23 protein-coding genes, 1 tRNA gene and 1 pseudogene are annotated in these 22,067 nt (G+C 69.6%); 22 read left to right on the top strand and 3 right to left on the bottom strand.

What is annotated here, in order from left to right; all coding sequences use genetic code 11:
- Window positions 1–130: 130 nt before the first annotated feature.
- From AB3X52_RS08930 to AB3X52_RS08910, 5 genes are all read left to right on the top strand, one after another.
- A complete protein-coding gene (locus AB3X52_RS08930; protein ID WP_367993414.1) occupies window positions 131–2,833 on the top strand; it encodes a bifunctional acetate--CoA ligase family protein/GNAT family N-acetyltransferase in 2,703 nt (900 codons plus the stop codon).
- A 59-nt stretch (window positions 2,834–2,892) separates the two neighbouring features.
- On the top strand, window positions 2,893–3,477 hold the full coding sequence (locus tag AB3X52_RS08925) for a DUF5998 family protein (protein ID WP_367993412.1): 585 nt from the start codon (window positions 2,893–2,895) through the stop codon (window positions 3,475–3,477).
- Window positions 3,474–4,610, top strand: coding sequence for an alkaline phosphatase family protein (locus tag AB3X52_RS08920; protein WP_367993410.1), 1,137 nt, complete (start codon window positions 3,474–3,476; stop codon window positions 4,608–4,610). The genes AB3X52_RS08925 and AB3X52_RS08920 overlap by 4 nt, the downstream gene beginning before the upstream one ends.
- A gap of 50 nt (window positions 4,611–4,660) precedes the next feature.
- Window positions 4,661–5,230 (top strand): hypothetical protein, encoded by a 570-nt coding sequence (locus AB3X52_RS08915; RefSeq protein ID WP_367993408.1) that lies wholly within the window; start codon window positions 4,661–4,663, stop codon window positions 5,228–5,230.
- Window positions 5,231–5,294: 64 nt separating this feature from the next.
- Window positions 5,295–5,957: a thymidine kinase gene (locus tag AB3X52_RS08910; protein ID WP_367993406.1), complete on the top strand. Its 663-nt coding sequence runs from the start codon at window positions 5,295–5,297 to the stop codon at window positions 5,955–5,957.
- 29 nt (window positions 5,958–5,986) lie between these two features.
- On the opposite strand, the gene sepH is transcribed toward AB3X52_RS08910, so the two are convergent.
- A complete protein-coding gene (gene sepH / locus AB3X52_RS08905) occupies window positions 5,987–7,066 on the bottom strand; it encodes a septation protein SepH (RefSeq protein WP_367993404.1) in 1,080 nt (359 codons plus the stop codon).
- 114 nt (window positions 7,067–7,180) lie between these two features.
- On the opposite strand from sepH, the gene AB3X52_RS08900 reads away from it, so the two are divergent.
- On the top strand, window positions 7,181–7,825 hold the full coding sequence (locus AB3X52_RS08900; protein WP_367993402.1) for a trimeric intracellular cation channel family protein: 645 nt from the start codon (window positions 7,181–7,183) through the stop codon (window positions 7,823–7,825).
- A 67-nt stretch (window positions 7,826–7,892) separates the two neighbouring features.
- Window positions 7,893–7,967 (top strand) — tRNA-Val (locus AB3X52_RS08895).
- A 97-nt stretch (window positions 7,968–8,064) separates the two neighbouring features.
- Here the strand turns inward: AB3X52_RS08895 and AB3X52_RS08890 are convergent.
- A complete protein-coding gene (locus AB3X52_RS08890; protein ID WP_367993400.1) occupies window positions 8,065–8,265 on the bottom strand; it encodes a helix-turn-helix transcriptional regulator in 201 nt (66 codons plus the stop codon).
- A 211-nt stretch (window positions 8,266–8,476) separates the two neighbouring features.
- Here AB3X52_RS08890 and AB3X52_RS08885 point away from each other — a divergent pair, with 211 nt between their 5' ends.
- Both AB3X52_RS08885 and AB3X52_RS08880 read left to right on the top strand, forming a co-directional pair.
- The gene (locus AB3X52_RS08885; protein ID WP_367993398.1) at window positions 8,477–9,613 is read left to right on the top strand and encodes an NsdA family TPR-like regulatory protein; all 1,137 of its coding nucleotides are present in this window, start codon (window positions 8,477–8,479) and stop codon (window positions 9,611–9,613) included.
- A 21-nt stretch (window positions 9,614–9,634) separates the two neighbouring features.
- Window positions 9,635–10,339 carry a creatininase family protein gene (locus tag AB3X52_RS08880; protein ID WP_367993396.1) on the top strand — a complete coding sequence of 235 codons (705 nt, stop codon included), beginning with the start codon at window positions 9,635–9,637 and terminating at the stop codon, window positions 10,337–10,339.
- 17 nt (window positions 10,340–10,356) lie between these two features.
- Here AB3X52_RS08880 and AB3X52_RS08875 read toward each other — a convergent pair.
- A pseudogene (locus AB3X52_RS08875) lies at window positions 10,357–10,449 on the bottom strand (TraR/DksA C4-type zinc finger protein); the annotation flags it as partial.
- A 464-nt stretch (window positions 10,450–10,913) separates the two neighbouring features.
- On the opposite strand from AB3X52_RS08875, the gene AB3X52_RS08870 reads away from it, so the two are divergent.
- The 13 genes from AB3X52_RS08870 to AB3X52_RS08810 all read left to right on the top strand — a co-directional run bounded on the left by AB3X52_RS08870 (window position 10,914) and on the right by AB3X52_RS08810 (window position 22,034).
- Window positions 10,914–12,365 (top strand): Rieske 2Fe-2S domain-containing protein, encoded by a 1,452-nt coding sequence (locus AB3X52_RS08870; protein WP_367993394.1) that lies wholly within the window; start codon window positions 10,914–10,916, stop codon window positions 12,363–12,365.
- Entirely contained in the window at window positions 12,362–12,949 is a 588-nt protein-coding gene (locus tag AB3X52_RS08865) for a 3-phenylpropionate/cinnamic acid dioxygenase subunit beta (protein ID WP_367993392.1), read from the top strand. Before AB3X52_RS08870 ends, AB3X52_RS08865 begins: the two co-directional genes overlap by 4 nt.
- 8 nt (window positions 12,950–12,957) lie before the next feature.
- Window positions 12,958–13,281, top strand: a complete 324-nt coding sequence (locus AB3X52_RS08860) for a hypothetical protein (RefSeq protein ID WP_367993390.1) — start codon at window positions 12,958–12,960, stop codon at window positions 13,279–13,281.
- The gene (gene hcaB / locus AB3X52_RS08855; protein WP_367993388.1) at window positions 13,278–14,069 is read left to right on the top strand and encodes a 3-(cis-5,6-dihydroxycyclohexa-1,3-dien-1-yl)propanoate dehydrogenase; all 792 of its coding nucleotides are present in this window, start codon (window positions 13,278–13,280) and stop codon (window positions 14,067–14,069) included. The genes AB3X52_RS08860 and hcaB overlap by 4 nt, the downstream gene beginning before the upstream one ends.
- 36 nt (window positions 14,070–14,105) lie before the next feature.
- Entirely contained in the window at window positions 14,106–14,303 is a 198-nt protein-coding gene (locus tag AB3X52_RS08850) for a ferredoxin (RefSeq protein WP_367993386.1), read from the top strand.
- On the top strand, window positions 14,300–15,532 hold the full coding sequence (locus tag AB3X52_RS08845) for an NAD(P)/FAD-dependent oxidoreductase (RefSeq protein ID WP_367993384.1): 1,233 nt from the start codon (window positions 14,300–14,302) through the stop codon (window positions 15,530–15,532). The genes AB3X52_RS08850 and AB3X52_RS08845 overlap by 4 nt, the downstream gene beginning before the upstream one ends.
- On the top strand, window positions 15,529–16,257 hold the full coding sequence (gene phtC / locus AB3X52_RS08840; protein ID WP_367993382.1) for a 3,4-dihydroxyphthalate decarboxylase: 729 nt from the start codon (window positions 15,529–15,531) through the stop codon (window positions 16,255–16,257). Before AB3X52_RS08845 ends, phtC begins: the two co-directional genes overlap by 4 nt.
- A 94-nt stretch (window positions 16,258–16,351) precedes the next feature.
- Window positions 16,352–17,146, top strand: coding sequence for an IclR family transcriptional regulator (locus AB3X52_RS08835; protein ID WP_367993379.1), 795 nt, complete (start codon window positions 16,352–16,354; stop codon window positions 17,144–17,146).
- A 168-nt stretch (window positions 17,147–17,314) separates the two neighbouring features.
- Complete coding sequence (locus AB3X52_RS08830; protein WP_367993377.1) at window positions 17,315–18,496, top strand: ABC transporter substrate-binding protein; 1,182 nt, start codon at window positions 17,315–17,317, stop codon at window positions 18,494–18,496.
- Complete coding sequence (locus AB3X52_RS08825) at window positions 18,493–19,371, top strand: branched-chain amino acid ABC transporter permease (RefSeq protein ID WP_367993375.1); 879 nt, start codon at window positions 18,493–18,495, stop codon at window positions 19,369–19,371. The genes AB3X52_RS08830 and AB3X52_RS08825 overlap by 4 nt, the downstream gene beginning before the upstream one ends.
- Entirely contained in the window at window positions 19,368–20,399 is a 1,032-nt protein-coding gene (locus AB3X52_RS08820) for a branched-chain amino acid ABC transporter permease (protein ID WP_367993373.1), read from the top strand. The genes AB3X52_RS08825 and AB3X52_RS08820 overlap by 4 nt, the downstream gene beginning before the upstream one ends.
- Before the next feature lie 52 nt (window positions 20,400–20,451).
- Window positions 20,452–21,216 (top strand): ABC transporter ATP-binding protein, encoded by a 765-nt coding sequence (locus AB3X52_RS08815; protein WP_367993371.1) that lies wholly within the window; start codon window positions 20,452–20,454, stop codon window positions 21,214–21,216.
- Window positions 21,213–22,034 (top strand): ABC transporter ATP-binding protein, encoded by an 822-nt coding sequence (locus AB3X52_RS08810; RefSeq protein ID WP_367993369.1) that lies wholly within the window; start codon window positions 21,213–21,215, stop codon window positions 22,032–22,034. The genes AB3X52_RS08815 and AB3X52_RS08810 overlap by 4 nt, the downstream gene beginning before the upstream one ends.
- The last annotated feature ends 33 nt before the right edge of the window (window positions 22,035–22,067 follow it).

The raw sequence follows: 22,067 nt of genomic DNA, 5'->3' as shown, positions 1-22,067 counted from the left end.
GGGCATTCTCCCTGCTGCTACCGACAGAACCCACGGGGGCACGCCGGAGGGCGTCGTACGACGCGGTCCGCAGCCTCCCGTGAGGTGGCACGGTACGCCGTACGCCATGGTCTCCCGCTAGATTTCAGGCGTGACCACGCTCAGCCCCTCAGGCAGCCCCTCCTGGCCCCGCCACTGGGAGGCCGACGTGCTGCTCCGCGACGGGCGGACGGCCCACATCCGGCCCATCACGGCCGAGGACAAGGACCTGCTGGTCGAGTTCTACGCCCGGGTGTCCGACGAGTCGAAGTACTACCGCTTCTTCTCGCCGATGCCGACGCTGTCGGAGAAGGACATCCACCGCTTCACCGAGCTCGACTACGTCACCCGGGTGGCCTTCATCCTGACGCTGCGGGGCCGGATGATCGCCGTCGGACGGTACGACGTCGTCCGACCCGGCGAGGCCGAGGTGGCGTTCCTCGTGGAGGACCACTACCAGGGCCGGGGCATCGCGCAGATCCTCCTCGAGCACCTCGCCCAGGCGGGGCGCGAGCGCGGCATCTCGCGGTTCACCGCCGACGTGCTCCCCGACAACAGCCGGATGATCCAGACGTTCCGCGACGCCGGCTACAAGGTCGCGTCGGTCTATGAGGACGGCGTGATCTCGCTGGAGTTCCCGATCGACGTGACCGACACCGCGGTCGGGATCCTCGCCAAGCGCGAGCACGAGGCCGAGGCGGCCTCGATCAACCGCTTCTTCAACCCGCGCAGCGTCGCGGTCATCGGGGCGAGCCGGCGTCAGGAGACCATCGGCCAGGCGCTCGTGCGCAACCTGGTGATCGGCGACTTCACCGGCCGGGTCTACGTGGTCAACCCCAATTCGCCGGCGGTGAGCGGCATGCCGGCCTACAAGCGGGTCCAGGACATCGCCGACGACGTCGACGTCGCCATCGTCGCGGTCCCGGCCGAGGCCGTGCAGGACGTCGTCCTGGACTGCGCGGCCAAGGGTGTCCACGGCCTGGTCGTCATCTCGAGCGGCTTCGCCGAGACCGGCGAGGAGGGACGCCAGCGCCAGCGCCGCCTGGTCAACCTCAGCCGCAGCTATGGCCTGCGCCTGATCGGCCCCAACGCGCTCGGCATCATCAACACCGACCCGGCCGTCCAGATCAACGCGAGCCTCTCACCGCTCATGCCGCCGCGCGGCCGCGCGGGCTTCTTCTGCCAGTCGGGCGCCCTCGGCAGCGCGATCCTGGAGAAGGTCAACAACCGCGGGCTCGGGCTGTCGACGTTCGTCTCGGCCGGCAACCGCGCCGACGTGTCCGGCAACGACCTCCTGCAGTACTGGGAGGAGGACGACTCCACCGAGGTCGTCATGATGTATCTGGAGTCGATCGGCAACCCGCGCAAGTTCTCCCGGATCTCGCGCCGGGTGAGCCTGCGCAAGCCGATCGTCGCGGTCCGCTCCGGTCGCACCACCCAGGGTGTCCCGATGGGCCACGCGGTCCGCAAGATCTCGGCGCCGCCGGCCGCCGTCGACGCGATGTTCCGCCAGGCCGGGATCATCCAGGTCGACACGCTCGACGACATGTTCGACGTCGCCCAGCTCCTCGCCCACCAGCCGCTGCCGCGCGGGCGCCGGGTCGCCATCGTCGGCAACTCCGACGCGCTCGGGCTGCTCGCCGCCGACGCCGCCGCCTCGGTCGGCCTGGTCGTCAACAAGCAGGTGCCGCTGGCGGCGGAGCCCACCCCCGAGGACTTCGAGGACGCGCTCGACTCCGCGATCGACGACCCCGATGTCGACGCCGTCGTCGCGGTCTACATCCCGCCGCTGGACGTCACCGGCGAGGACATCGCCAACGTGCTCGCCGCGGTGGGGGAACAGTCCGACAAGCCGCTCGTCTCGTCGTTCCTGGGCGCCGAGGGCGTGCCGGAGCTGCTGCGCGTCCCCGATGTGGCCGGATCGACCGCCGGACGCGGGTCGGTGCCGTCGTACTCCTCGGTGGAGAGCGCCGTGCGCGCACTCGCCAAGGTCGTGGAGTACGCCGTCTGGCTCCGCACCCCCGACGGCCCGCCCATCGCGGCCGACGACGTCGACGTCCCCGCGGCGCGCAAGCTCGTCAGCGAGGTGCTCGCCCAGCGTCCCGCCGGTGGCGAGCTGGGCGACGACGAGCTGCGGCGGCTGCTGGCGGCGTACGGCATCGAGCTGTGGGGATCCCACCCGGTCAGCACCCCGGAGGAGGCCGTCGCGGCGGCCGAGGGGCTGGGCTGGGACGTCGTCCTCAAGGCGACCGCGGACAGCGTGCGGGAGCGGCCGGACCAGGCCCACGTCGTCCGCAACATCGAGGACGCCGAGGAGATGCTCGACGCGTGGGAGCTGATCGCGGGTCGCGTGACGCCCGACGTCGGCGGATTCACCGTCCAGAAGACCGCCCCGCCGGGAGTGCCGATCACGATCCGCAGCATGGAGGACCCGCTCTTCGGACCGGTCGTCTCCTTCGGCGTGGCGGGCCCACTGACCGAGCTGCTCGGCGACCGTGTCTACCGCATCCCGCCGCTCTCGCATCGTGATGCGGCGTCGATGGTCCGGGAGGTCAAGGCGGCGCCGATGCTCTTCGGCTACCGCGGCGGCGACGTCGTCGACGTCGAGGAGATCGAGCGGCTCATTCTCCGAGTCGCCCAGCTGCAGAACGACCAGCCGCAGATCAGCTCGCTCGAGCTCTCGCTCGTCCTGGTCGGGATCCAGGGGTCGAGCTGTCTCACCGCGACCGCCCGGGTCGAGCCGGTCGCCGACCCGCGCTCGGACTGGTTCGTACGCCGCCTCAACCCCGCCATCGCCGACACGCTGCCCGACTGAGCTGTCTGCCTGTGCACTCGCCGCCGGATGGCTGCGGGTGTCGTGACAGACTCTGCATCATGAGCACGCGCACCGACGACCTCGATCGCTCCCTCGAGCTCCGGACCGAGATCGAGCGCACCGGCTACTACCCCGACGTGGTGACCGACGGCGTCGCCTCGGCGGTGGCGGGGGAGCAGGTCGTCTCCTTCTTCGTCCACCACGAGCCGACCTTCGAGCACGACGAGGTCCGTCGCCATCTCTCCGTGCTGGTGCTCACCCCGACCCGCCTGATCCTGGCCCACACCGACGAGCACGCCGGTGACGACCTGCTGCCGGAGCCCTACACCTCGACCTCCACCGAGGCCGTCCGGCTCGACTCGGTCGCCTCGGTGGTGGTGACGCGGATGATCGCCAACCCGACGTCGGGGCCGGGCCGTCCGGCCGAGGCCGTGCTCACCATCGGGTGGGGCGGCGTGAGCCGCGTCGACCTCGAGCCGGCCACCTGCTCCGACCCCAACTGCGAGGCCGACCACGGCTACACCGGCGTCCTCTCCTCCGACGACTTCTCGCTGCGGGTCTCGGCCGCCGCCGACGGCCCCGACGCGGTCAGCCGGCTCCTCGCCTTCGCGGAGTCGCTCTCGTCGCGCACCCACCGCAGGTGACGGGGTTCGTCCCGCCCGCCTACGGCGAGCGGTCGCTCGGTGACGTCGTTCCGGCGATCGCGCGTGCCCTCGGCCGCCCGCTCCCGGGCACGCCGGCCGACCCCGAGCCGCCGACCGGTCCCGAGCTGCCGCCGGCGGCGTCGTACGTCCTCTTCCTCGTCGACGGGCTGGGGGCCAACCTGCTGCGCCGCTACGCCCACGCCGCGCCGTACCTCTCCTCGCTCCTCGACCACCAGGAGCCGGCGACGGCGGGGGTGCCGTCCACGACCGCGGTGAGCCTCACCTCGCTCGGCACGGCGCTGACTCCCGGCGGCCACGGCCTGGTCGGGTTCACCTCCCGGGTGCCGGGGACCGACCACCTGCTCAACGCGCTGCAGTGGCGCAAGGACGTCGATCCCCAGGAGTGGCAGCCCCACCCCACCGCGTTCCAGCGCCTCGCCGAGGTCGGTGTCGCAGCGACGGTGGTCAACAAGCGGGAGTTCGCCGGCAGCGGACTGACCCTCGCCTCCCAGCGCGGCGCGGACTACCTCGGCGCCGACCGGGTGGGGGAGCGGATCGCCGCCGCGCTGTCGGTCTCGCGGCAGCCGACCTCGCTCACCTATCTCTACGACGGCGATCTCGACTGGACCGGCCACCGGTACGGCGTCGCGTCGGCGCCGTGGCTCCAGCAGCTCTCCATGATCGACGCCGAGGCGGAGCAGCTCCGCGACGCGCTGCCGCCCTCGACCCGGCTGCTCGTCGTCGCCGACCACGGCATGATCGACTGCCCGCCGGAGCACCGCATCGACGTCGACGAGGAGCACGTGCTCCGCGACGGCGTCGCGCTGCTGGGCGGCGAGGCTCGCTTCCGGCATCTCTACTGCGCGCGCGGCGCCGTGGTCGACGTCGTCGACACGTGGCGAGAGGTCCTCGGCGACCGCGCGGAGGTCATGACGCGCGAGGACGCCATCGGCCGCGGCTGGTTCGGCCGGGTCAGCCCCGCGGTGCTTCCGAGGCTCGGCGACGTGATCGTGGCGGCGTACGCCGACCATGCGGTCGTCTCGACCGCCGACTTCCCCTATGAGAACACCCTCGTGGGACTCCATGGCTCGCTCACGCCGGACGAGATGCTGATCCCGCTGCTGGTCAGCTGAACGGCGCGCTGGTCTGGACCGCGTCACGAACCGGCGCCATCCTCGTCCTCATGCTCGTGAAGACCGACGCGACGCTCGATGAGCGGACCCTCCCGAAGGAGCACGTGATGAGACGAATGGTGGCCGCTCTGGCCGTCGTGGTGCTGGCGACGTTCGGCCTGGTGGCCTGCGGCTCGGACGACAGCGACACGCAGACGACCAGCACCAGCGCGTCGATGACGTGCCCGACCGAGAACACCAAGGCGTTCCCCAAGACTCGGTTCGTGGCCGACGTCGGCCTCATCGCCGGCTCGTTCCACCACTGGATCTGGAAGCCCTACAAAGCCGGCAAGTTCCAGAAGGGCGCGGACGGCCGCACCTGGGCGATGATCAAGGCCGGCGGCGCGTCGCTGCTGATCGCGAAGCTGACCAAGAACGCGACATCCAACGTGCAGGCCAGCCCCGCTCTCTGCAAGGCGATCGGCACCCCGCTGCAGAAGCTCTCCGCGGCCGTCTCGGGTCTGGGCAGCAAGATCCGGCACGGTGACCTCGCCTCGCTGACGACGATCAGCGGGCTCGTCACGACGATCACCAGCGCGATGGGCAAGCAGGGTCTCGCGGTCACGGAGTCCCACCAGTGACCCACCGATGACCCACGGATGACCCGGCTCGGGCCGCGGCGCAGGCCGTGAAAGGATCTGCGCCGTGGCCGAGCTGACCTTCTGGACGGGGACGATGGACGCAGGGAAGTCGACCCTCGCGCTCCAGACCAACCACAACCACGCGGCGCGTGGCCGCGCCGGCCGGATCTTCACCGCCCACGACCGCGGTGGCGAGGCGATGGTCACCTCGCGGCTGGGGCTCACCCACGACGCGGTGGAGGTCACCGTCGACTTCGACTTCTGGCGGTATGCCGTCGATGCGCTGACCCAGGGTGCCCGGATCGACTACTTCATCTGTGACGAGGCGCAGTTCTACAGCCCCGGGCAGATCGACCAGCTCGCCAAGATCGTCGACGAGCTCCAGATCGACGTCTTCTGCTTCGGCATCCTCACCGACTTCCGGACCCGGCTCTTCCCGGGGTCGGCGCGGCTGGTCGAGCTCGCCGACCGCACGGAGGTGCTCCAGGTCGAGGCGCTGTGCTGGTGCGGCAAGCGCGCGACGCACAACGCCCGGACCGAGGACGGGATCATGGTGACCGAGGGGGAGGTCATCGTCGTCGGGGACGTCGACCCGGTCGAGCAGCCTCGTGGCGAGGCCGGCGTGGTCGCCTATGAGGTGCTCTGCCGCCAGCACCACCGCCGTCGCCTCACCGCTGCGAGGGCGAAGGCGGTCTCGCTGGTCGCCGAGCCGCTGCCGTTCGGCTGACCGACGGCGGCGCCGTCAGCCCGCGGGACTCACTCGGACTTGCCGCCGCCGAACATGATCTCGTCCCAGCTCGGGACCGACGCACGCTTGCGGCGGGAGGTGCGCCGCGGCTTGGCCGGCTCGGCCGGAGCCTCCTCGGCGGCGGGCTGCTCCGCAGCCGACTTGTCCTCGGACGGCTCGGGCGAGGCGGGTTCGTCCGGCGTACGGCGGGCCGGGGCGACGGGGTCGTCGAAGAGGTAGGCCTCCACCGGGGTGTCGACCTCGAGCGGGGTCTCGACGGTGTCCTCGACAGCGTCGATGGGATCCACAGACGGAGCGGACGTGGCCGCCGGGGGAGCGGCGGGCGCCTCGGGCGCCTCGGGCGTCTCCGCGGGCTCGGGCGCCACCGGTGCCTGCAGCCGGCGGGCACGCGCGGCCCGGAGGTCGTCCACCACCGGCTGCACGACCTCGGAGGTCACCGTCACGCGGTCGCCGACGAGCCAGCGGGCATCGTCGTTGTCGAGACCGACGTAGTTGCCCTGCACGTCGAAGGTCAGCTCGGCGATGCCGGCCCGCGCCGGGGTGTCGTACTCGCCGGTCAGCTTCCAGCGTCCGTCCGGGCGTCGGTAGGAGTCCCAGGTCACGACGCCTTCGGGGTCGAGACCGACGGTGCGCAGGTGGGCGGCGACGGCGTCCCCGAGGGTGCGGGCGGTGCCCGCCTCACCGGCCTTGCGGCGTACGGACGCCTTCTGGGCGCGCTCGGCCATGTGCTCGCGCTCGGCGAGGACCGGGCCGGCGAAGGCCATGATCTTCTCCGGCGTGGTGCCCGCGGCCGCGGCCACCTCCTCGGCGCTCTCCCCGGCCCGGATCCGGGCCTGGATGTCGCGGGGGCGAAGGCTGCTGGTCTGGTTCACAGGAGGCTCCGATCGGCGTGGTGAGTCAGCCGGGAGGGCCGCACGGAGACGGTCGTCGACGTCGACGGTGAACTCGTGTCCCGCCTCGTCGACGAAGAGCATCCGGCGTCCGTCGCGGCTGACCGAGACGAGCGTCAGCCCCTGAGGGCGCGCATCCGCCACGGAGCCCTGCTCGGGGAGCTGGGCGGGGGTCAGGGGCAGTTCGTCGGCCGACATCCTCGTCTTCGTCTCATCCTTCGAGTGGTTGTGACGACCCTACGCCACGACGCACGCACATCCCCGGCGGCACTCCGGCGCGCCTGCGATGTGTTTCGTCGAGATGCCGCGAACATGGCCGCCGTGGGGTCGGACCAGTCGCTCACCCTCGTGGTCGTGGACCTCGTGGGGATCTTCGTCTTCGCGATCTCCGGGGGCCTCGTCGCGGTGCGCAAGGATCTCGACGTCCTCGGTGTGCTCGTGCTCGCCGCCACCACCGGGCTCGGCGGCGGGTTCATCCGCGACGTGCTGATCGGCGCGACCCCGCCCGCGGCGCTCGCGGACTGGCGCTATCTGCTCGTGCCGTTCGGGGCCGGGCTGCTGACGTTCTTCTACCATCCGGCGCTGGGTCGGATGGAGCGGCTGGTCGACACCTTCGACGCGCTCGGGCTCGGACTCTTCGTGGCTGCCGGGGCGGCCAAGGCGATCGACTACGGGCTCGGCCCCGTGCCGGCCGCGCTGATGGGGCTCGCCACCGGTGTCGGCGGCGGCGCCGTACGCGACGTGCTGGCGGGACGCGTGCCCATCATCCTGCGGCGCAGCACCTTGTACGCCGTCCCCGCGGCCGCCGGCGCCGCCGTAACATCGTTCGGTCTCCAGGTCGGTCTGTCGCAGACCCTCGTCACGATCGTCGGATTCGTCGTCTGCGCCGGGTGGCGGCTGCTCGCCATGTGGCGCGGCTGGGAGGCGCCGGTCCCACGTGGCTCCGCTAGCGTGTGATGGCGCCCTGAATGTGAGTCCCGGCGCTCGATGCGATAATGTCTGCGTCCGCGGCCGATGCCGCGATGGGTGATTGGCGCAGTGGTAGCGCGCTTCGTTCACACCGAAGAGGTCACTGGTTCGAACCCAGTATCACCCACCAGTCGAAAAGCAGCCCCTGACCTGCGGAAACGCAGATTCAGGGGCTGTTTCAATTTCGGCTTGCATCGGATATGCATCGGATCCGGAAGGTGATCGGCTCATTGTCGGGCGCTGGGGATCCGGTGTCCGGAGGCTTTCAGATCGGCCAGTCGCACCCGGATGGAGCGTGGACCGAAGCGGTACGCCGGCAGCGTCCCTTCGGCGATCCGCCGGCGAAGCGTCTTCACCGATTGGCCCAGCATCTCGGCTGCCTCGACCAGGCTGACGTACGTGGTGGTCGATCGGGCGGTCGCGACCATGACTGCGCTCCTTCGGTGCTGGTGGATCCCGAGGTCGGTCTCCGTGTGTCCACCTCGAGGGAACCGTGTCCGGCCGTGGCTCGGTAGATGAGCGTTGTTAACAGGGCACGTCGCCAGGCAGTTATCCACAGGATCGCCCGAGCGGCGCGAAGTTGTCGGTGCTTGGTGTTCCACTGGGAGGCGTTCGGTCCTCTCCTGCGTGGAGTGAGTCATGGAGACACGCTTGAAGGCGGCGCGGCAGGCGCTCGGCTGGTCGCAGCTGCGCCTGATCAGTGAGCTGGAGGCGCTCGGCGCCTCACGCCGCGTGCCGCTGCCGACCCGCGAGAGCCTGAAGACGCAGCTCTCCCGCTGGGAGAACGGCCACGTCACGCCGCAGGAGCCCTACACGACGCTGCTGTCCGACATCTTCGGCGTCACCCCAGACGAGCTCGGCCTCGACGGCGGGGGAGTGGCGGACCATCCGGTCCCGCTCTCACGCGAGTCGATCGGTGGCTATCAGGCGCTGCTGGGGCAGTTCGTCCAGGTCGACAACACGGTCGGGCCGCAACGCCTCTTCGAGCTCGCCACGAAGCAGGTGTCGACGCTCGAGCCCACACTGATCGGCGCACGTGGAAGGGTTCGCCAGGATGGGCTTGAGCTCTGCTCGAGGTTCGCAGAGTTCGCCGGCTGGCTCGGGCAGGACGCCGGCGATCTCGACGGGGCCGAGCGCTGGACCGATCTCGCGATGGACTTCGCCGAGGAGGTCGGAGATCCCGAGACGCGCGCCTACGTGCTGATGCGCAAGAGCAACATCGCCGCCGAGCGCCACGAGCACGGCCGCGCGCTCACCCTGACGAGCGCCTCATGTCGCGACATCGACCGGGTCTCGCCGCCCGTGCGGGCGTTGACGCTGCGGCAGACGGCGATCTCTCACGCGCTCGTCCGTGACCACCGCCGTAGCGAGCGAGCCGCCGAGCTGGCTCTCGAGGTCATCAGCGACGAGGTCGACGGGGGCGGCGGTTTCGACTTCGTCACGCCGGCGTACGTCCTGATGGAGACCGGGACCAGCGCCTACTTCCTCCGCCGGTACGACGTCGCGGCGACCCGACTGGCGACCGCGCTCGATCAGTGGCCGGCGGGGTTCGTGCGCGACCGTGCGCCCTGCCTCGCACGCCTCTCGATGGTCGAGGCGACCCGCGGCAACGTCGATGCGGCGTGCGCCGTCGGTCAGGATGCGCTCGCTGCCTATCGGGCCGCCGGATCGGCACGAGTTCGCGCTACGTGGGTGTCCCTGAAGCAGCGCCTGGCGCCGTACGAGCGAAGCGCGGCCGTCTCCGAGCTCCGACGAGACCTTGCCAGGCTGAAGTGAGCGGTGACTGAAGGGAGAATCGTGGACACGCTCCCGAAGTCGACGTCGGTCGAGGAGGCCGAGCGCGGAGCGTCAGTGGCGGTGCTCCCGGTCGGAAGTTTCGAGCAGCACGGGCGCCATCTTCCGCTTGCCACCGACACGATCGTCGCCTGTGCCATCGCCGAGGCCGTCGCGCAGCGCTACGACCTGTTCCTGCTGCCCCCGATCACGATCGCCTGCTCGCACGAGCACAGCGACTTCGCCGGCACGGTGAGCATCAGCGCGGCGACCCTCTACCAGGTGATCCGAGACGTCCAGGCTTCGCTCGAGCAGAGGGGCATCACGAAGCTCGTCCTAGTGAACGGCCATGGCGGCAACTACGTCCTCGGCAACGTCGCCCAGGAGGCGAACGTTGGCCGGCGCCGGATGGCCGTCTTCCCACACCGTGACGACTGGGAACGCGCCCGCAAGGTCGGCGGACTGGTGACGGACAACCACGAGGACATGCACGGGGGAGAGCTCGAGACCTCCATCGTCCTCGCCGTCGCGCCCGAGCAGGTGCGAACCGGGTTCGACGATGCCGACCACATCGCCTCGGAGCGCACCCACCTCTACGCCGTTGGCATGGCCGGCTACACACAGTCAGGACTGATTGGACGGCCGTCGCTCGCGACCGCCGAGAAGGGCGAGCTCGTCCTTGCGGACCTAACGCTCAGTTTCGGGGAGCACCTGCGCCTGCTCTCCTGACCGGCCCTCTCTCAGGGTCAGTCGCGTTGGCTGCAGGTAATGCACTGGCGCGCTTGTGGCCGCGCAAGAAGTCGATGCTTCCCGATCGGGTCGCCGCACTTCTGGCAGAGCCCGAAAGTGCCTGCTCCGACGCTCGATCCGTTCCTCCCAGCATTACGTGAGCTCGCGACCGATCGCGCGGGAGGCCACGATGAGTGCGGCGATCAGGCGGGCCTCGCCGCGACTGAAGTGGCGCTGTGACGGTGTACGGCGTCGTGGGCCAGCCGACGCATGGCGGGCTGCGCAACCTCGTCTGGAGCGTAGGCGAGAAGCGTCCCTCCGGGTTGGTTGCGTGCAAAGAGAGGCGGCCCTCCACGCGGTTGACGCCGCGCACCGACCGCGGCCCGAGATCCTGTCGAGGTAGAGCAGGTCAAACCTGTCGCGCACGGCAATGGAAGTGGCGCGGGCGCGCGCTCCGCTCTCCGTGCGGCCCGCCGCGGGCAGCCGCCGCGGGTCGACTTTCTCTCGGGGTTGTGCTCGCAAGTTCTTTCTTGCAGAATGAGTCTCTGAAAAACAGAGATGCGGAGGAGAGACGATGGGCGACCAATCCGCCATGTTCGAAGCTGTGCGCGAGGGGATGATCCCGGCACACATCTACAACGACCAGGACGTCTTCGCGCTGGAGAAGGAGCGCCTGTTCAGCCGCTCCTGGCTCTTCGTCGCGCACGAGTCCGAGATCCCGAACGTCGGCGATTACGTCGTGCGTCACGTGCTGGACGACTCCTTCATCGTGAGTCGTGACAACACCGGCGAGGTCCGCGTCATGTTCAACATGTGTCTGCACCGTGGCATGCAGGTATGCCGGGCGGAGATGGGCAATGCGTCCCACTTTCGCTGCCCCTACCACGGCTGGTCTTACCGCAATGACGGCCGGATCGTCGGCCTGCCCTTCCACCAGGAGGCCTACGGAGGCGAGGAAGGCTTCGCCAAGAAGGGTCAGCGGCTGCTGCCGGCGCCATCAGTGGACAGCTACAACGGGATGATCTTCGTGAGTCTCGACCCTGCGGCGCCGTCGCTGGAGGAGTTTCTCGGCGACTTCACGTTCTATCTCGACTACTACACCAAGCAGAGCCCGGACGGTGTCGAGGTGCGCGGGCCGCAGCGCTGGCGCGTCAAGGCGAACTGGAAGATCGGTGCGGAGAACTTCGCCGGCGATATGTATCACACGCCTCAGACCCACACATCGGTCGTTGAGATCGGCCTGTTCCGTGAGCCGAAGGCGGAGAAGCGTAAGGATGGCAATACCTACTGGGCCGGCAACGGCGGCGGTACGACGTACAAGCTGCCGGAGGGAACCCTGGAGGAGCGGCTGCGCTACGTCGGCTATCCCGACGAGATGATCGAGCGGATGAAGCAGACGTGGAGCCACGAGCAGCTCGCGGTGGTCGGCGACAACGGCTTCATGATCTCGGCGGCGTCGATCTTCCCGAACCTCAGCTTCGTTCACAACTGGCCCAAGGTCGAGGATGGCGAGGATGTGTTGCCGTTCATCTCGCTGCGTCAGTGGCAGCCGATCAGCGAGAACGAGACCGAGGTTCTCTCCTGGTTCATCGTGGACAAGAACGCGCCGGAGGAGTTCAAGGCGCAGTCTTACAAGGCGTACCTGATGTGCTTCGGTAGTACCGGAATGTTTGAGCAGGACGATGTCGAGAACTGGGTATCGCTGACCAACACCGCCGCCGGCTCCATGGCGCGCCGCCTGCACCTCAACAGCCGGATGGGCATGAAGATGGACGGCTCGGAGGTCGTCCCGGCGCTCGGCCCCGATCAGTTCGCCGGCCCGGGCACGGCGTACGTCGGCTACGGGGAATACAACCAGCGCCATCTCCTCAGCCGCTGGGCCGATTATCTCGAGCGCGAGCCCGAGCAGATCGACTCTGTCTCGATCGGCGGCGCCATCCGTGGCCAGCTCGGTACGTCGTGCGACACGCCGGGCGACCTAGCTCCGGCTATCCAAGGCGAGACCCGGGAGGAGACGGTCCGATGACGACGTACTTCCCGATCGACGGCAGCCGCTCTCAGCTGGGCGGCTACGCTTCGACCACCGAGCGCGTGGGCGAGAGCCTCATGTTCGACGATCCCCGTCACCTCGCGGCACACCGCTGGCTGGTCGAGGAGAGTTACATTCTCGATCAGCAGCGGTACGACGACTGGCTGGCTCTCCTGGCCGAGGACATCCACTACTACATGCCAGTCAAGGTGACCACGGCACTCGGCGCCGGCTATGACACCGCTCCCGGCATGGCCCACTTCGACGAGAACAAGTACTCGCTCAGCCGCCGTGTAGCTCGGTTCGCGACTGAGCACGCCTGGACCGAGGACCCGCCGTCGCGGCTGCGGCACTTCATCACGAACGTCCGCACCTTCGCGACTCGCAACGACGACGAGTTGATCGTCGACTCGGCCGAGCTGCTCTTCCGCAGCCGCGGCGACATCCGCGAACCGGCCCTCATCTCCGCCGGCCGCGTCGACCTGCTCCGGCGCAGCGAGAGCGGCTGGCTGCTGGCCCGTCGCCACATCTCGGTCGACGAGTCGGTGCTCCGCACCCAGAACCTCGCGATCTTTCTGTGAGGCCTGCGATGTCGAAGCTGGAATGGGAGGGCGAGTCCAAGGACCGTGAGGCCGCCATCACCGCGGCGCAGCAGCGCGCAGGGTTCCTGGAGCACGCGGTCGGCGAGCCGATCGTCATCGCCAACGAGTTTTCCGAGATCCGGGTCGTGCGCGTCGAGACGCGCAACGGCTCCCGACTGTTGATCGACTCGCCGAAGTCCGGGCAGTGGATCACCCTCGACCCGCTCGAGCTGGAGTCGATCACGTGGCAGAACGCCGCGACCCTCTCCGCGTTGGTCGGCCATCCCCTCGCGCCGCTGATCTCCGACGACGACGCGGGGGAAGAGGCATGAGCGGCTGGTTGGAGGGCCGCCGTGCCCTCGTCGTCGGCGCCGGCTCTGGGATCGGCCGGGCGGTGGTGGACGCGTTCCTCGAGGAGGGCGCGCAGGTCGCGGTCCTGGAGCTCTCCGAGGACAAGTGTGCGGCGATCCGGGAGACCTATCCGGGCATGCCGGTGGTCGCCGGCGACGCGACCACCTTCGCCGCCAACGAGGAGGCGGTCGCGGCCACGGTGGACGCCTTCGGTGGCCTCGACGTGCTGGTCAACTGCGTCGGGATCTTCGACTTCTACAAGGGCATCACCGAGATCGACGCGGATGCGCTGGACAAGGCGTTCGACGAGATGTTCAGCATCAACGTCAAGTCCCACCTCATGTCGGTCAAGGCGGCACTGCCGGCGCTCGAGCGGGCCAGCGGAGGGTCGATCGTCCTCACCGAGTCCACCTCGGCCTACTACCCGGGACGGGGCGGGATTCTCTACGTCCCGTCGAAGTTCGCGGTCCGAGGCGCCGTCACCTCGTTGGCTTACGAGCTTGCGGGGCGGAGCATCCGGGTCAACGGCGTCGCGCCGGGCGGCACCCTCAATACCGACCTGCGCGGGCTCAACAGCCTCGGTCTCAACGGGAGGCGCCTCGACGACACCCCCGGGCGGGAGCAGGAGCTCGCCGCTCGTGTCCCGCTCGGCGTGGCGCTCAGCGGCGAGGACCACGCCTGGGGCTATGTGTTCCTCGCCTCCGAGCGCGCCCGCGGCATCACCGGTGACGTCGTCCACCCCGACGGCGGCATCGCGGTGAAGCGCTGACGGACCCATCCGCCATCCACCCGAAGGAGAGAACCGATGGCCAAGATCGTGGCAGATCTGGACGCGTGCCAGGGCTACGCCAACTGCGTCCTCGCAGCTGACGACGTCTTCGACATCGACGACGACGGAGTGGTCGTTGTCCTGAGGACGACCGTCGAGGAGAGAGATCGCGCCCGCGTCGAGGAAGCCGCGCGCAGCTGCCCCGTGTCGGCGCTGCGTGTGGAGGACGAATGAGCCGCACCGTCATCGTCGGCGCCTCGGTCGGAGGAGTGCGCACCGCGCAGGCGCTCCGATCCGAGGGGTACGACGGTGAGATCGTGCTGCTTGAGCGGGAGACCGAGCTGCCCTATAACAAGCCGCCGTTGTCCAAGGCCCTGCTGAAGGGCACCAGCGACGCCGACTCGATTCGGCTGCTCACCCGCGAGGCCGCCGAGGAGCTCGACCTCGAGCTCGTCCTCGGCGCTGAGGTCACCGCGCTCGACCCGGCGCTGCGCCAGATCCAGCTCGCCGACGACACCCGGATCGCGTACGACAACGTCGTTGTCGCCACCGGCGCCGACGCGAGACCCTCCCCTTGGGGCCGGTGTCCGGGCGTGCACGTCGTGCGCACGCTCGCGGACGCCCGTCGGCTCCGCGCCGACCTCGACAACGGGGGGACGATCGTCGTAGTGGGCAGCGGGTTCATCGGCGCCGAAGTCGCCGCGACTGCGCGCGACCTCGGTCTCGAGGTCCACCTCGTCGACCCGCTGCCCACGCCCATGAGCCGGGGGTTCGAGGAGTCGGTGGGGCGGATCTTTCTCGGCCTGCACCAGGACCACGGCGTCCAGCCCCACTTCGGGACGGGAGTCGAGGGCATCGACGGGGAACGTGGCTCGTTCACGGTGCGCCTCAGTGACGGCACGGCGCTGTCGGCGGGCGCGGTCGTGGTCGGGATCGGCGCCGACCCGAACACCACGTGGCTGGCCTCCTCCGGCCTCGCCGTCGAGGACGGTCTGGTCTGCGACCAGTACCTCCGCGCCGAGGGCGCCCCGGGCGTGTACGCCGTCGGCGACGTCTGCCGCTGGCGTGACGCCACCACGGACGAGCTGATCCGCGTCGAGCACTGGACCAATGCGGTCGACCAGGCGCTCTGCGTCGCGCGCACCATCGTGGCGCCGGACTCGCCGCGCCCTTACCACGCGATCGACTACGTCTGGTCCGATCAGTACGACTGGAAAATCCAGGTCGTCGGCCATCACGAGGGAGCCGTCGCCGACACGCTGCTCGGTGATGTCGCCTCGGGGTGCTTCGCCGTGCTGTACGCCGGACCGGGCGGCTCTCTGCTCGGCGCCGCGGTCGCCAACTGGCCGAAGGCGCTGATCACCACGCGCAAGGCGATGGCGGCGGGCAGCACCTACGACGACGTGCTCGCGAAGCTCGAGCCCGCCGCACCCCGGCCGGTCCGGGACATGGAGGGCGCATGAGCGCCTCCTATCCGGCAGAGCGTGAGCTGATCGCGTCGGCGTGCCGCGTCCTCGCCGCCCGCGGACTGGCCGACGGGATCCTGGGCCATATCAGCCTCCGGGTCGACGACGCCTCGATCCTCGTGCGCTGCCGCGGCCCGCGCGAGCGCGGCCTCGCCTGGACCACGCCGGAGGACATCCGGCTGGTGGGGCTCGACGGCGTACCGGCTGGCGAGGGTGAGCTCGAGGGCTATCAGGTGCCGAACGAGCTGCCGCTCCACAGTGCTGTCCTTCGCGCCCAGCCCGACGTCGAGGCCGTGGTCCACGCCCACCCACCGGACGTCGTGGCCGCCGACCTGGCCGGGATTGCGATCAGGCCGATCGTCGGAGCCTTCGACATCCCCGGCGCGCGACTTGCGGCCGGTGGCGTCCCCGTCTACCCGCGCGGCGTGCTGGTCCGCAACGACGCCCTCGGCGCCGAGATGGCCGCGGCGATGGGAGCGCGACCCGTGGTCGTCCTGCGCGGCCACGGGCTCACCAGCGCCGCGCAGACGGTCGAGCAGGCCGTGCTCCAAGCGGCGAGCGTCGACGCGATCGCCCGGCTCTCGCTCCGGATTCGCTGCGCCGGCGGAACGCTGGCCGACCTTGCCGCGGAGGACATGGCCGAGCTCCCGGATCTCGGTGCCGGCTTCAACACCGGAACGGCGTGGCGCCACGAGCTTGCTCGACTCGAGGAAGACGCCTGAGCGACGTGCGACCCTCTGGAAGACAGAACTCATGCCTGTCGCCGCTCTGACGGAGATGACGCTTCCCCGTGCCGGGCCTCGATAGAGTGCTGACGTGACAGCCGCTGCCGAGGCCTTCCCGCCCGCTCCCGAGCACACCGCCTCGCCGCAATATCCGATCGAGTCGGTGGACAACGCGCTGCGGCTGCTCTGGCTGCTCAGCGCGCAGCGCTCACTGCGGCTGACCGAGGCCAGCCAGTATCTGGGCGTCGCGTCCTCCACCGCCCATCGCCTGCTGGCGATGCTGCAGTATCGGGGCTTCGTTCGGCAGAACCCGTCGACGCGGGCCTATGAGGCCGGTCCATCCCTCGACCGGATCGCCTTCGCGCTACTGCGTCGCCTCGATATCCGCGAGCAGGCGAGGCCGGCACTGGAGCGCCTCAATGAGAGGTCCGGCGAGACCGTCCATCTCGGCACGCTCGAAGGCACGACCGTGACCTTCCTGGAGTCGATCGAGAGCCCGAAGGCCGTCCGGGTCAGCTCGAGGGCCGGCAGGTCGATGCCGGCGCACTGCACCTCGACCGGCAAGGCCATGCTCGCCACGATGGACGACGAGCACCTCAAGGTCCTCTACCCGGAGGAGGAGCTGCTCCGAATGACCCCCAACTCCGTGGGCACGCGATCCGAGCTGATCGCCGAGCTAGAGGGCGTACGCCGGCGCGGCTACGCGTTCAGTAACGAGGAGAGCGAGGAGAGCGTCTGCTCGGTCGCGGTCGCCGTACACGGTGCGCCCGTGCTGGCCGCGATCAACATCTCGATCCCGATCAACAGGATCAACGCGAAGCGGCGCAAGGAGCTCGCCGGCATGGCCCACGAGGCCGTCGTCGAGCTCGAGGCGACCCTGCACTGATCACGCCGCAGGCCAGCACACGCGCGGCGTGTGCTGGCCCCTCGTGCTGCCTCCGGGCACGCTCTGGCGTGCCCGGATCCGGTCGGCAAAGCCTCTACAGAGACCCTTGACGTGTGGTGAGCATCACTGTAGAACAGAGGGCACTTCTTCAGAGAGGAAAAGATGCTGATGAGTGCCACGACCGCGCGACGGCCCGCTCTGCTGGCGCGGCACCTCGGTTTGCTCGGCGCGGCGGCCGTTCTGGCGCTCTCGGGATGTGCCGCGCAGAGCGCCGCTGACGATGGCGCCTACACCATCGGGCTGATCGCCAGCCAGACCGGGCCCGGCAGTCAGTTGGGCGTCGGCGAACTACGTGGGGCGCAGCTGGCCGTCCAAGCGATCAACAGAGCCGGTGGCGTCAACGGGAAGCAGGTCAGGCTAGTCACCGCCGACGATCAGAGCAGTCCGTCGCAGGCGGTGCTGCAGGTCCGCAAGATGCTCGGTCGCGTCGATGCGATCGTCGGCCCCTCGACCTCGGGCCCGTGCAAGGCGATCGCGGCGCTGGCCGGGAGCGCCAAGGTGGTCGACTACTGCCTCTCGCCTGGTCTCAAGCCGGCTGGGTACCAGTGGTCGGCTAGCGCGGCGACCAAAGATCTGGCCAGCCAGCTTGTCGCCTACTGGAAGGCGCGCGGGATCACCCGCCTCGGGCTGCTCTCGACCACCGACGCGTCCGGCGCCGACGGCGCGGAGTCTGCGAAGGAGGCGGTGGCCGAGGAGCCAGGCATGAAGCTGGTTGGCAGTGCGACCTTCACGCCGGACGCCGTCTCGGTGACCTCGCAGCTCAGCCGCATCGCGCAAGCGAGGCCGCAGGCCCTCATCGTCTGGGCCACCGGTGCCGGCGCCGGGGTCGCCTTCAAGGGACTGGGGCAGGTCGGCCTCGATGTACCGGTGGCCACCACCGACGGCAACCTCACCTACGACTTCATCAAGCGGATCAAGGCATTCCTCCCCGATCCGCTGCTGATTCCCGCGACGCGTGATTTCTGGGCGCCCTCGGCGTACTCGGACCCGAAGATCCGCGATCTCGAGGCGACCTATCACCAGGGCTACGTCGCCGCACACGGCGAGCAGCCCGACTTCGGTCCCGGCGTGGCGTACGACGGCGTGCGGCTCGTCGCTGAGGCGCTGCGTCGCTCGCAAGGCGACCCGGTCATGGCGAGGACGGAGCTCGAGCACATCACCGACTTCCCCGGTGTCGTCGGGACCTACTCATTCTCCGGAGACGACCATCGCGGTCTGACCGAGAAGGACGTGGCGATCGTCAAGGCGACGACGCACGGATTCGAGTATGCAGGAGGTGGAGAGGGATGACTGACCTTGTCCAGGTCGTCCTCGGAGGGCTCGCCGACGGCTGTGTCTACGCGCTAATCGCCCTCGGTATGTCGGTGGTCTACTCCATCAGTCGGATCATCAGCCTCGCCCAGGGCGGGTTCGTGGTCCTGGCCGCGCTCAGCGCGGTCTCGCTCCAGGAGTCGCTGGGGATCAGCCCGCTCGCGGTCGTCCCGATCGTCGTGGTGATCTTCGCAGTCGGCCTCGCCGCGGTCGACGTCGTCATCGTGCGCCCGGCGGCGAAGCGCGCCACACCCGACCGGCTGCTGCTCACGACCGTCGGCATGCTCCAGGCGGTCGGCGGCCTGCTGCTCCTGGGGTGGGGCAACCTGCCCTACACCATGCCAGCCTTTACGGGCTCTGACCCGCTCGACTGGGGCGGCGTGCGGATCCCGACCCAGTACTTCTGGCTCGCGGGCGCGCTCGTGGTCTGCGTCCTCGGTCTCTGGCTCCTGCTCAACAAGACCGAGCTCGGGCTGGCGATGCGGGCCACGGCGTCCAATCCCAGCGCGGCGCGGCTGCAGGGCATCCGGGTCGACCGGATGAGGCTGATGGCCTTCGCCCTCGCAGGGGCGATGGCCGCGCTGGCGGGCGCGACGATCATCCCGATCACGTTCCTCCAGTTCACCACCGTCACGCCGTACGCCGTAGCAGGCTTCATCGCGGCCGTCGTCGGCGGCCTGGGGAGCAATGCCGGTGCCGTCGTCGGCGGTCTGCTCCTCGGTCTGCTCCAGGGGGTCTTCGGGCGCTACTGGAACGCCGACCTGGCGCAGCTCGCGGCCATCGCGCTGCTGGTTGCGGTCCTCCTCCTGCGTCCCCAGGGCCTGTTCGGAACTCCGGAAAGGGTTCGCCGATGACCAGCGCTCGACTGCCCATGCCCGTCGAGTCCGCGGGCAGGCCCACGGGTGTGCGCACCCGGCCGGCCCGACTCCTCCTCGGGGTCGTCGGCATCGCGATCGCCATCGCGCTGCCCTACCTCGTGCCCACCCAGATGAGCCTGCTCGTCACGGTCGGGATCTTCTACCTGGCGACGATCGGCCTGACGCCCCTCATCGGCCAGGCCGGCCAGGTCTCGCTCGGCCAGACCATGTTCATGGCGATCGGCGGGTACGGCGCCGGTTTCCTCACCATGGACTGGCACTGGCCAACGGCGGTGGCGGCACTCGTCCTTGCAGCCTTCAGCGGTCTCCTCGCCCTCGTCTTCGGTGCAGGCTTCCTGCGCCTGCGCGGCTACTACTTCGCCCTGGCCACGCTCGGTCTCGCGGTCGCGACGGCGTCCCTGAGCACGGCCTGGATCTCTCTGACCGACGGCCCGTCCGGGCTTGTCGGCATCCCCAGCCTCCACCTCGGCTCTTACGCCGTCTTCTCCGACCAGGCGAACTTCTATGTCCTCGTCGTGCTGGGTGCAATCGCCGCCTGGATCACCAGCAACCTACGCAACTCCCAGACCGGTCGGGCGCTCGCAGCGGTTGGCAACGACTCCGTCGCGGCCGGCATGCTCGGCATCCGCGCCTCGCGCTACAAGGCGACAGCCTTTGCTATCTCGGCGGTGACCGCCTCGCTGGCCGGAAGCCTCTACGCCTTCTATCTGCGGTTCTTCTCCCCGGACGTCGTCACCGTGACCGTGGCCTTCAGCATTGTGATCATGGTGGCCGTCGGTGGCTCCCGCAGTGTCATCGGCCCGCTGATCGGGGCGCTGGTCATCCAGGGTCTGCCGCAGGTCGGGCAGACCTTCAGCAACTGGGAGCCGCTGGTCGCGGGCCTGGTGCTGATCGCGGTCATGACCTACTTCCCGGCCGGCTTGTGGGGCGCCGTCCGTGACGGCGTCGCCTCGGCGTGGCGCCGCGTCAGTCGGCATGCGGTAGCCCAGGGGGCCGGGCGATGAGGACTCCGTACGACGGCACCTGCAGCCAACCGAATGCGAGAGGAGATCAGAGATGAGTGCACTGCTCACGGTACGCGGGATCTCCCGCAGCTACGGCGGAGTCGCCGCCGTCCAGTCCGTCGATCTCGAGGTCGACGAGGGCACGATCCGCGCCGTCATCGGCCCGAACGGCGCCGGCAAGACCACCCTGCTCGACCTGGTCACCGGCTTCACCCGACCCGACGAAGGCTCGGTGGAGTTCTGCGGCCACCAGCTGACCGGTATGTCACCCCGCGAGCTGCCGTCGCTCGGCCTGATGCGGACATTCCAGTCCGCCCGGCTGGTGCCGACGCTGACAGTGCGACAGAACGTCATGCTCGGCGCCTACCGCTTCACCCGAGCTCGGTTCTTCTCCGACGCCCTCCGGCTGCCGAGGACCCGGCGCGAGGAGTGTGAGCTGGTCGTTCGCGCCGACGAGCTGGTCGACTTCCTCGACCTCCGTCACTTCGCCGACACGCCGGCCCAGGATCTGCCCGCGGGCGCCCAGCGGCTCGTCGAGGTGGCCCGTGGCCTCGCGGCTGCACCGAAGCTGCTGCTGCTCGATGAGCCGGCCGCCGGCCTGGACGACAGCGAGACCCGCGAGCTCGCGGATGTGCTCGACGCGGTCCGTGCGGGCGGAGTATCGCTCGTGCTGATCGAGCACAACATGTCGCTCGTGCTTGCCATCAGCGACCGCATCACCGTGATGGATGCCGGACGCGTCATCGCCGAGGGCCTCCCGAACGAGGTCCGCGAGGACGCCGCCGTGCGCAAGGCATATCTGGGAGTGGCGTCATGATCGAACTGAACGGCCTCGGTGCGCACTACAGCCGCGTGGCGGCCCTGCGCTCTATTGACCTTCAGGTCGCGCCGGGCGAGGTGGTGGCGCTGCTCGGTGCGAACGGAGCCGGCAAGTCGACCCTGCTCCATAGCACCGCGGGCCTGCACCGGGCGGTGACCGGAAAAGTGCTGTTCAACGGCACCGACGTGACGTCGCTCGATGCCGCCGAGCGCACGCGTCGTGGGATCTCCTTGGTCCCGGCTGGCCGCCAGGTCTTCACCGACCTCACAGTCGGTCAAAACCTCGAGCTCGGCCTGCACGGTACAGGCCTTCGCGGCGCGGAGCGGAAGGGACGGCTGGACCAGGCCTTCGAGTTGTTCCCGATCCTCCAGGACTTCGCTGACCGGGCGGCAGGACTGCTCTCCGGCGGTCAGCAGCAGATGCTCGCAATCGCGCGGGCGCTCGTACGCCGCCCCGCCTTCCTACTGCTCGACGAACCCTCTCTTGGACTCGCCCCCCAGATCGTCACGCAGATCCTCTCCGTCCTCACCCGCCTCACCGACGACGGCATGGGTGTCCTGCTCGCAGAGCAGAACGCGACCGCTGCACTGGGCGTCTCCCAACGCGGCGCGATCCTCGAGAACGGCGTCCTCGTTCGCAGCGACAGCGCGGCGGCACTTCTCACCGACCCCGACGTCAGCAACCACTATCTCGGCTCCTCGGCCGTCGACGCAGGGAGCGATACCCGAGCGACGCTACCGAACCGCATCTTCGAGCCCATGCATCCGCCCACTCGGCGCGGCCCGATACTGGTGGGCCCGACCTCGGGACCCTGACCACGACGACATCCGGCGCGAGAGAGAAGGGAC

It is taken from the genome of Nocardioides eburneus (genome assembly GCF_040838215.1).
In the GTDB taxonomy this organism is placed as follows: domain Bacteria; phylum Actinomycetota; class Actinomycetes; order Propionibacteriales; family Nocardioidaceae; genus Nocardioides; species Nocardioides eburneus.
This window is presented reverse-complemented; position numbering and strand designations above follow the sequence as displayed.

Coding starts and splice junctions, on each gene's coding strand:
- phtC (WP_367993382.1), top strand. CDS start 15,529: ATGAGCGCCTCCTATCCGGCAGAGCGTGAGCTGATCGCGTCGGCGTGC.
- AB3X52_RS08810 (WP_367993369.1), top strand. CDS start 21,213: ATGATCGAACTGAACGGCCTCGGTGCGCACTACAGCCGCGTGGCGGCC.
- AB3X52_RS08825 (WP_367993375.1), top strand. CDS start 18,493: ATGACTGACCTTGTCCAGGTCGTCCTCGGAGGGCTCGCCGACGGCTGT.
- AB3X52_RS08885 (WP_367993398.1), top strand. CDS start 8,477: ATGGAGACACGCTTGAAGGCGGCGCGGCAGGCGCTCGGCTGGTCGCAG.
- AB3X52_RS08865 (WP_367993392.1), top strand. CDS start 12,362: ATGACGACGTACTTCCCGATCGACGGCAGCCGCTCTCAGCTGGGCGGC.
- AB3X52_RS08820 (WP_367993373.1), top strand. CDS start 19,368: ATGACCAGCGCTCGACTGCCCATGCCCGTCGAGTCCGCGGGCAGGCCC.
- AB3X52_RS08845 (WP_367993384.1), top strand. CDS start 14,300: ATGAGCCGCACCGTCATCGTCGGCGCCTCGGTCGGAGGAGTGCGCACC.
- AB3X52_RS08900 (WP_367993402.1), top strand. CDS start 7,181: ATGGCCGCCGTGGGGTCGGACCAGTCGCTCACCCTCGTGGTCGTGGAC.
- hcaB (WP_367993388.1), top strand. CDS start 13,278: ATGAGCGGCTGGTTGGAGGGCCGCCGTGCCCTCGTCGTCGGCGCCGGC.
- AB3X52_RS08860 (WP_367993390.1), top strand. CDS start 12,958: ATGTCGAAGCTGGAATGGGAGGGCGAGTCCAAGGACCGTGAGGCCGCC.
- AB3X52_RS08925 (WP_367993412.1), top strand. CDS start 2,893: ATGAGCACGCGCACCGACGACCTCGATCGCTCCCTCGAGCTCCGGACC.
- sepH (WP_367993404.1), bottom strand. CDS start 7,066: ATGTCGGCCGACGAACTGCCCCTGACCCCCGCCCAGCTCCCCGAGCAG.
- AB3X52_RS08870 (WP_367993394.1), top strand. CDS start 10,914: ATGGGCGACCAATCCGCCATGTTCGAAGCTGTGCGCGAGGGGATGATC.
- AB3X52_RS08815 (WP_367993371.1), top strand. CDS start 20,452: ATGAGTGCACTGCTCACGGTACGCGGGATCTCCCGCAGCTACGGCGGA.
- AB3X52_RS08915 (WP_367993408.1), top strand. CDS start 4,661: ATGCTCGTGAAGACCGACGCGACGCTCGATGAGCGGACCCTCCCGAAG.
- AB3X52_RS08850 (WP_367993386.1), top strand. CDS start 14,106: ATGGCCAAGATCGTGGCAGATCTGGACGCGTGCCAGGGCTACGCCAAC.
- AB3X52_RS08890 (WP_367993400.1), bottom strand. CDS start 8,265: ATGGTCGCGACCGCCCGATCGACCACCACGTACGTCAGCCTGGTCGAG.
- AB3X52_RS08830 (WP_367993377.1), top strand. CDS start 17,315: ATGAGTGCCACGACCGCGCGACGGCCCGCTCTGCTGGCGCGGCACCTC.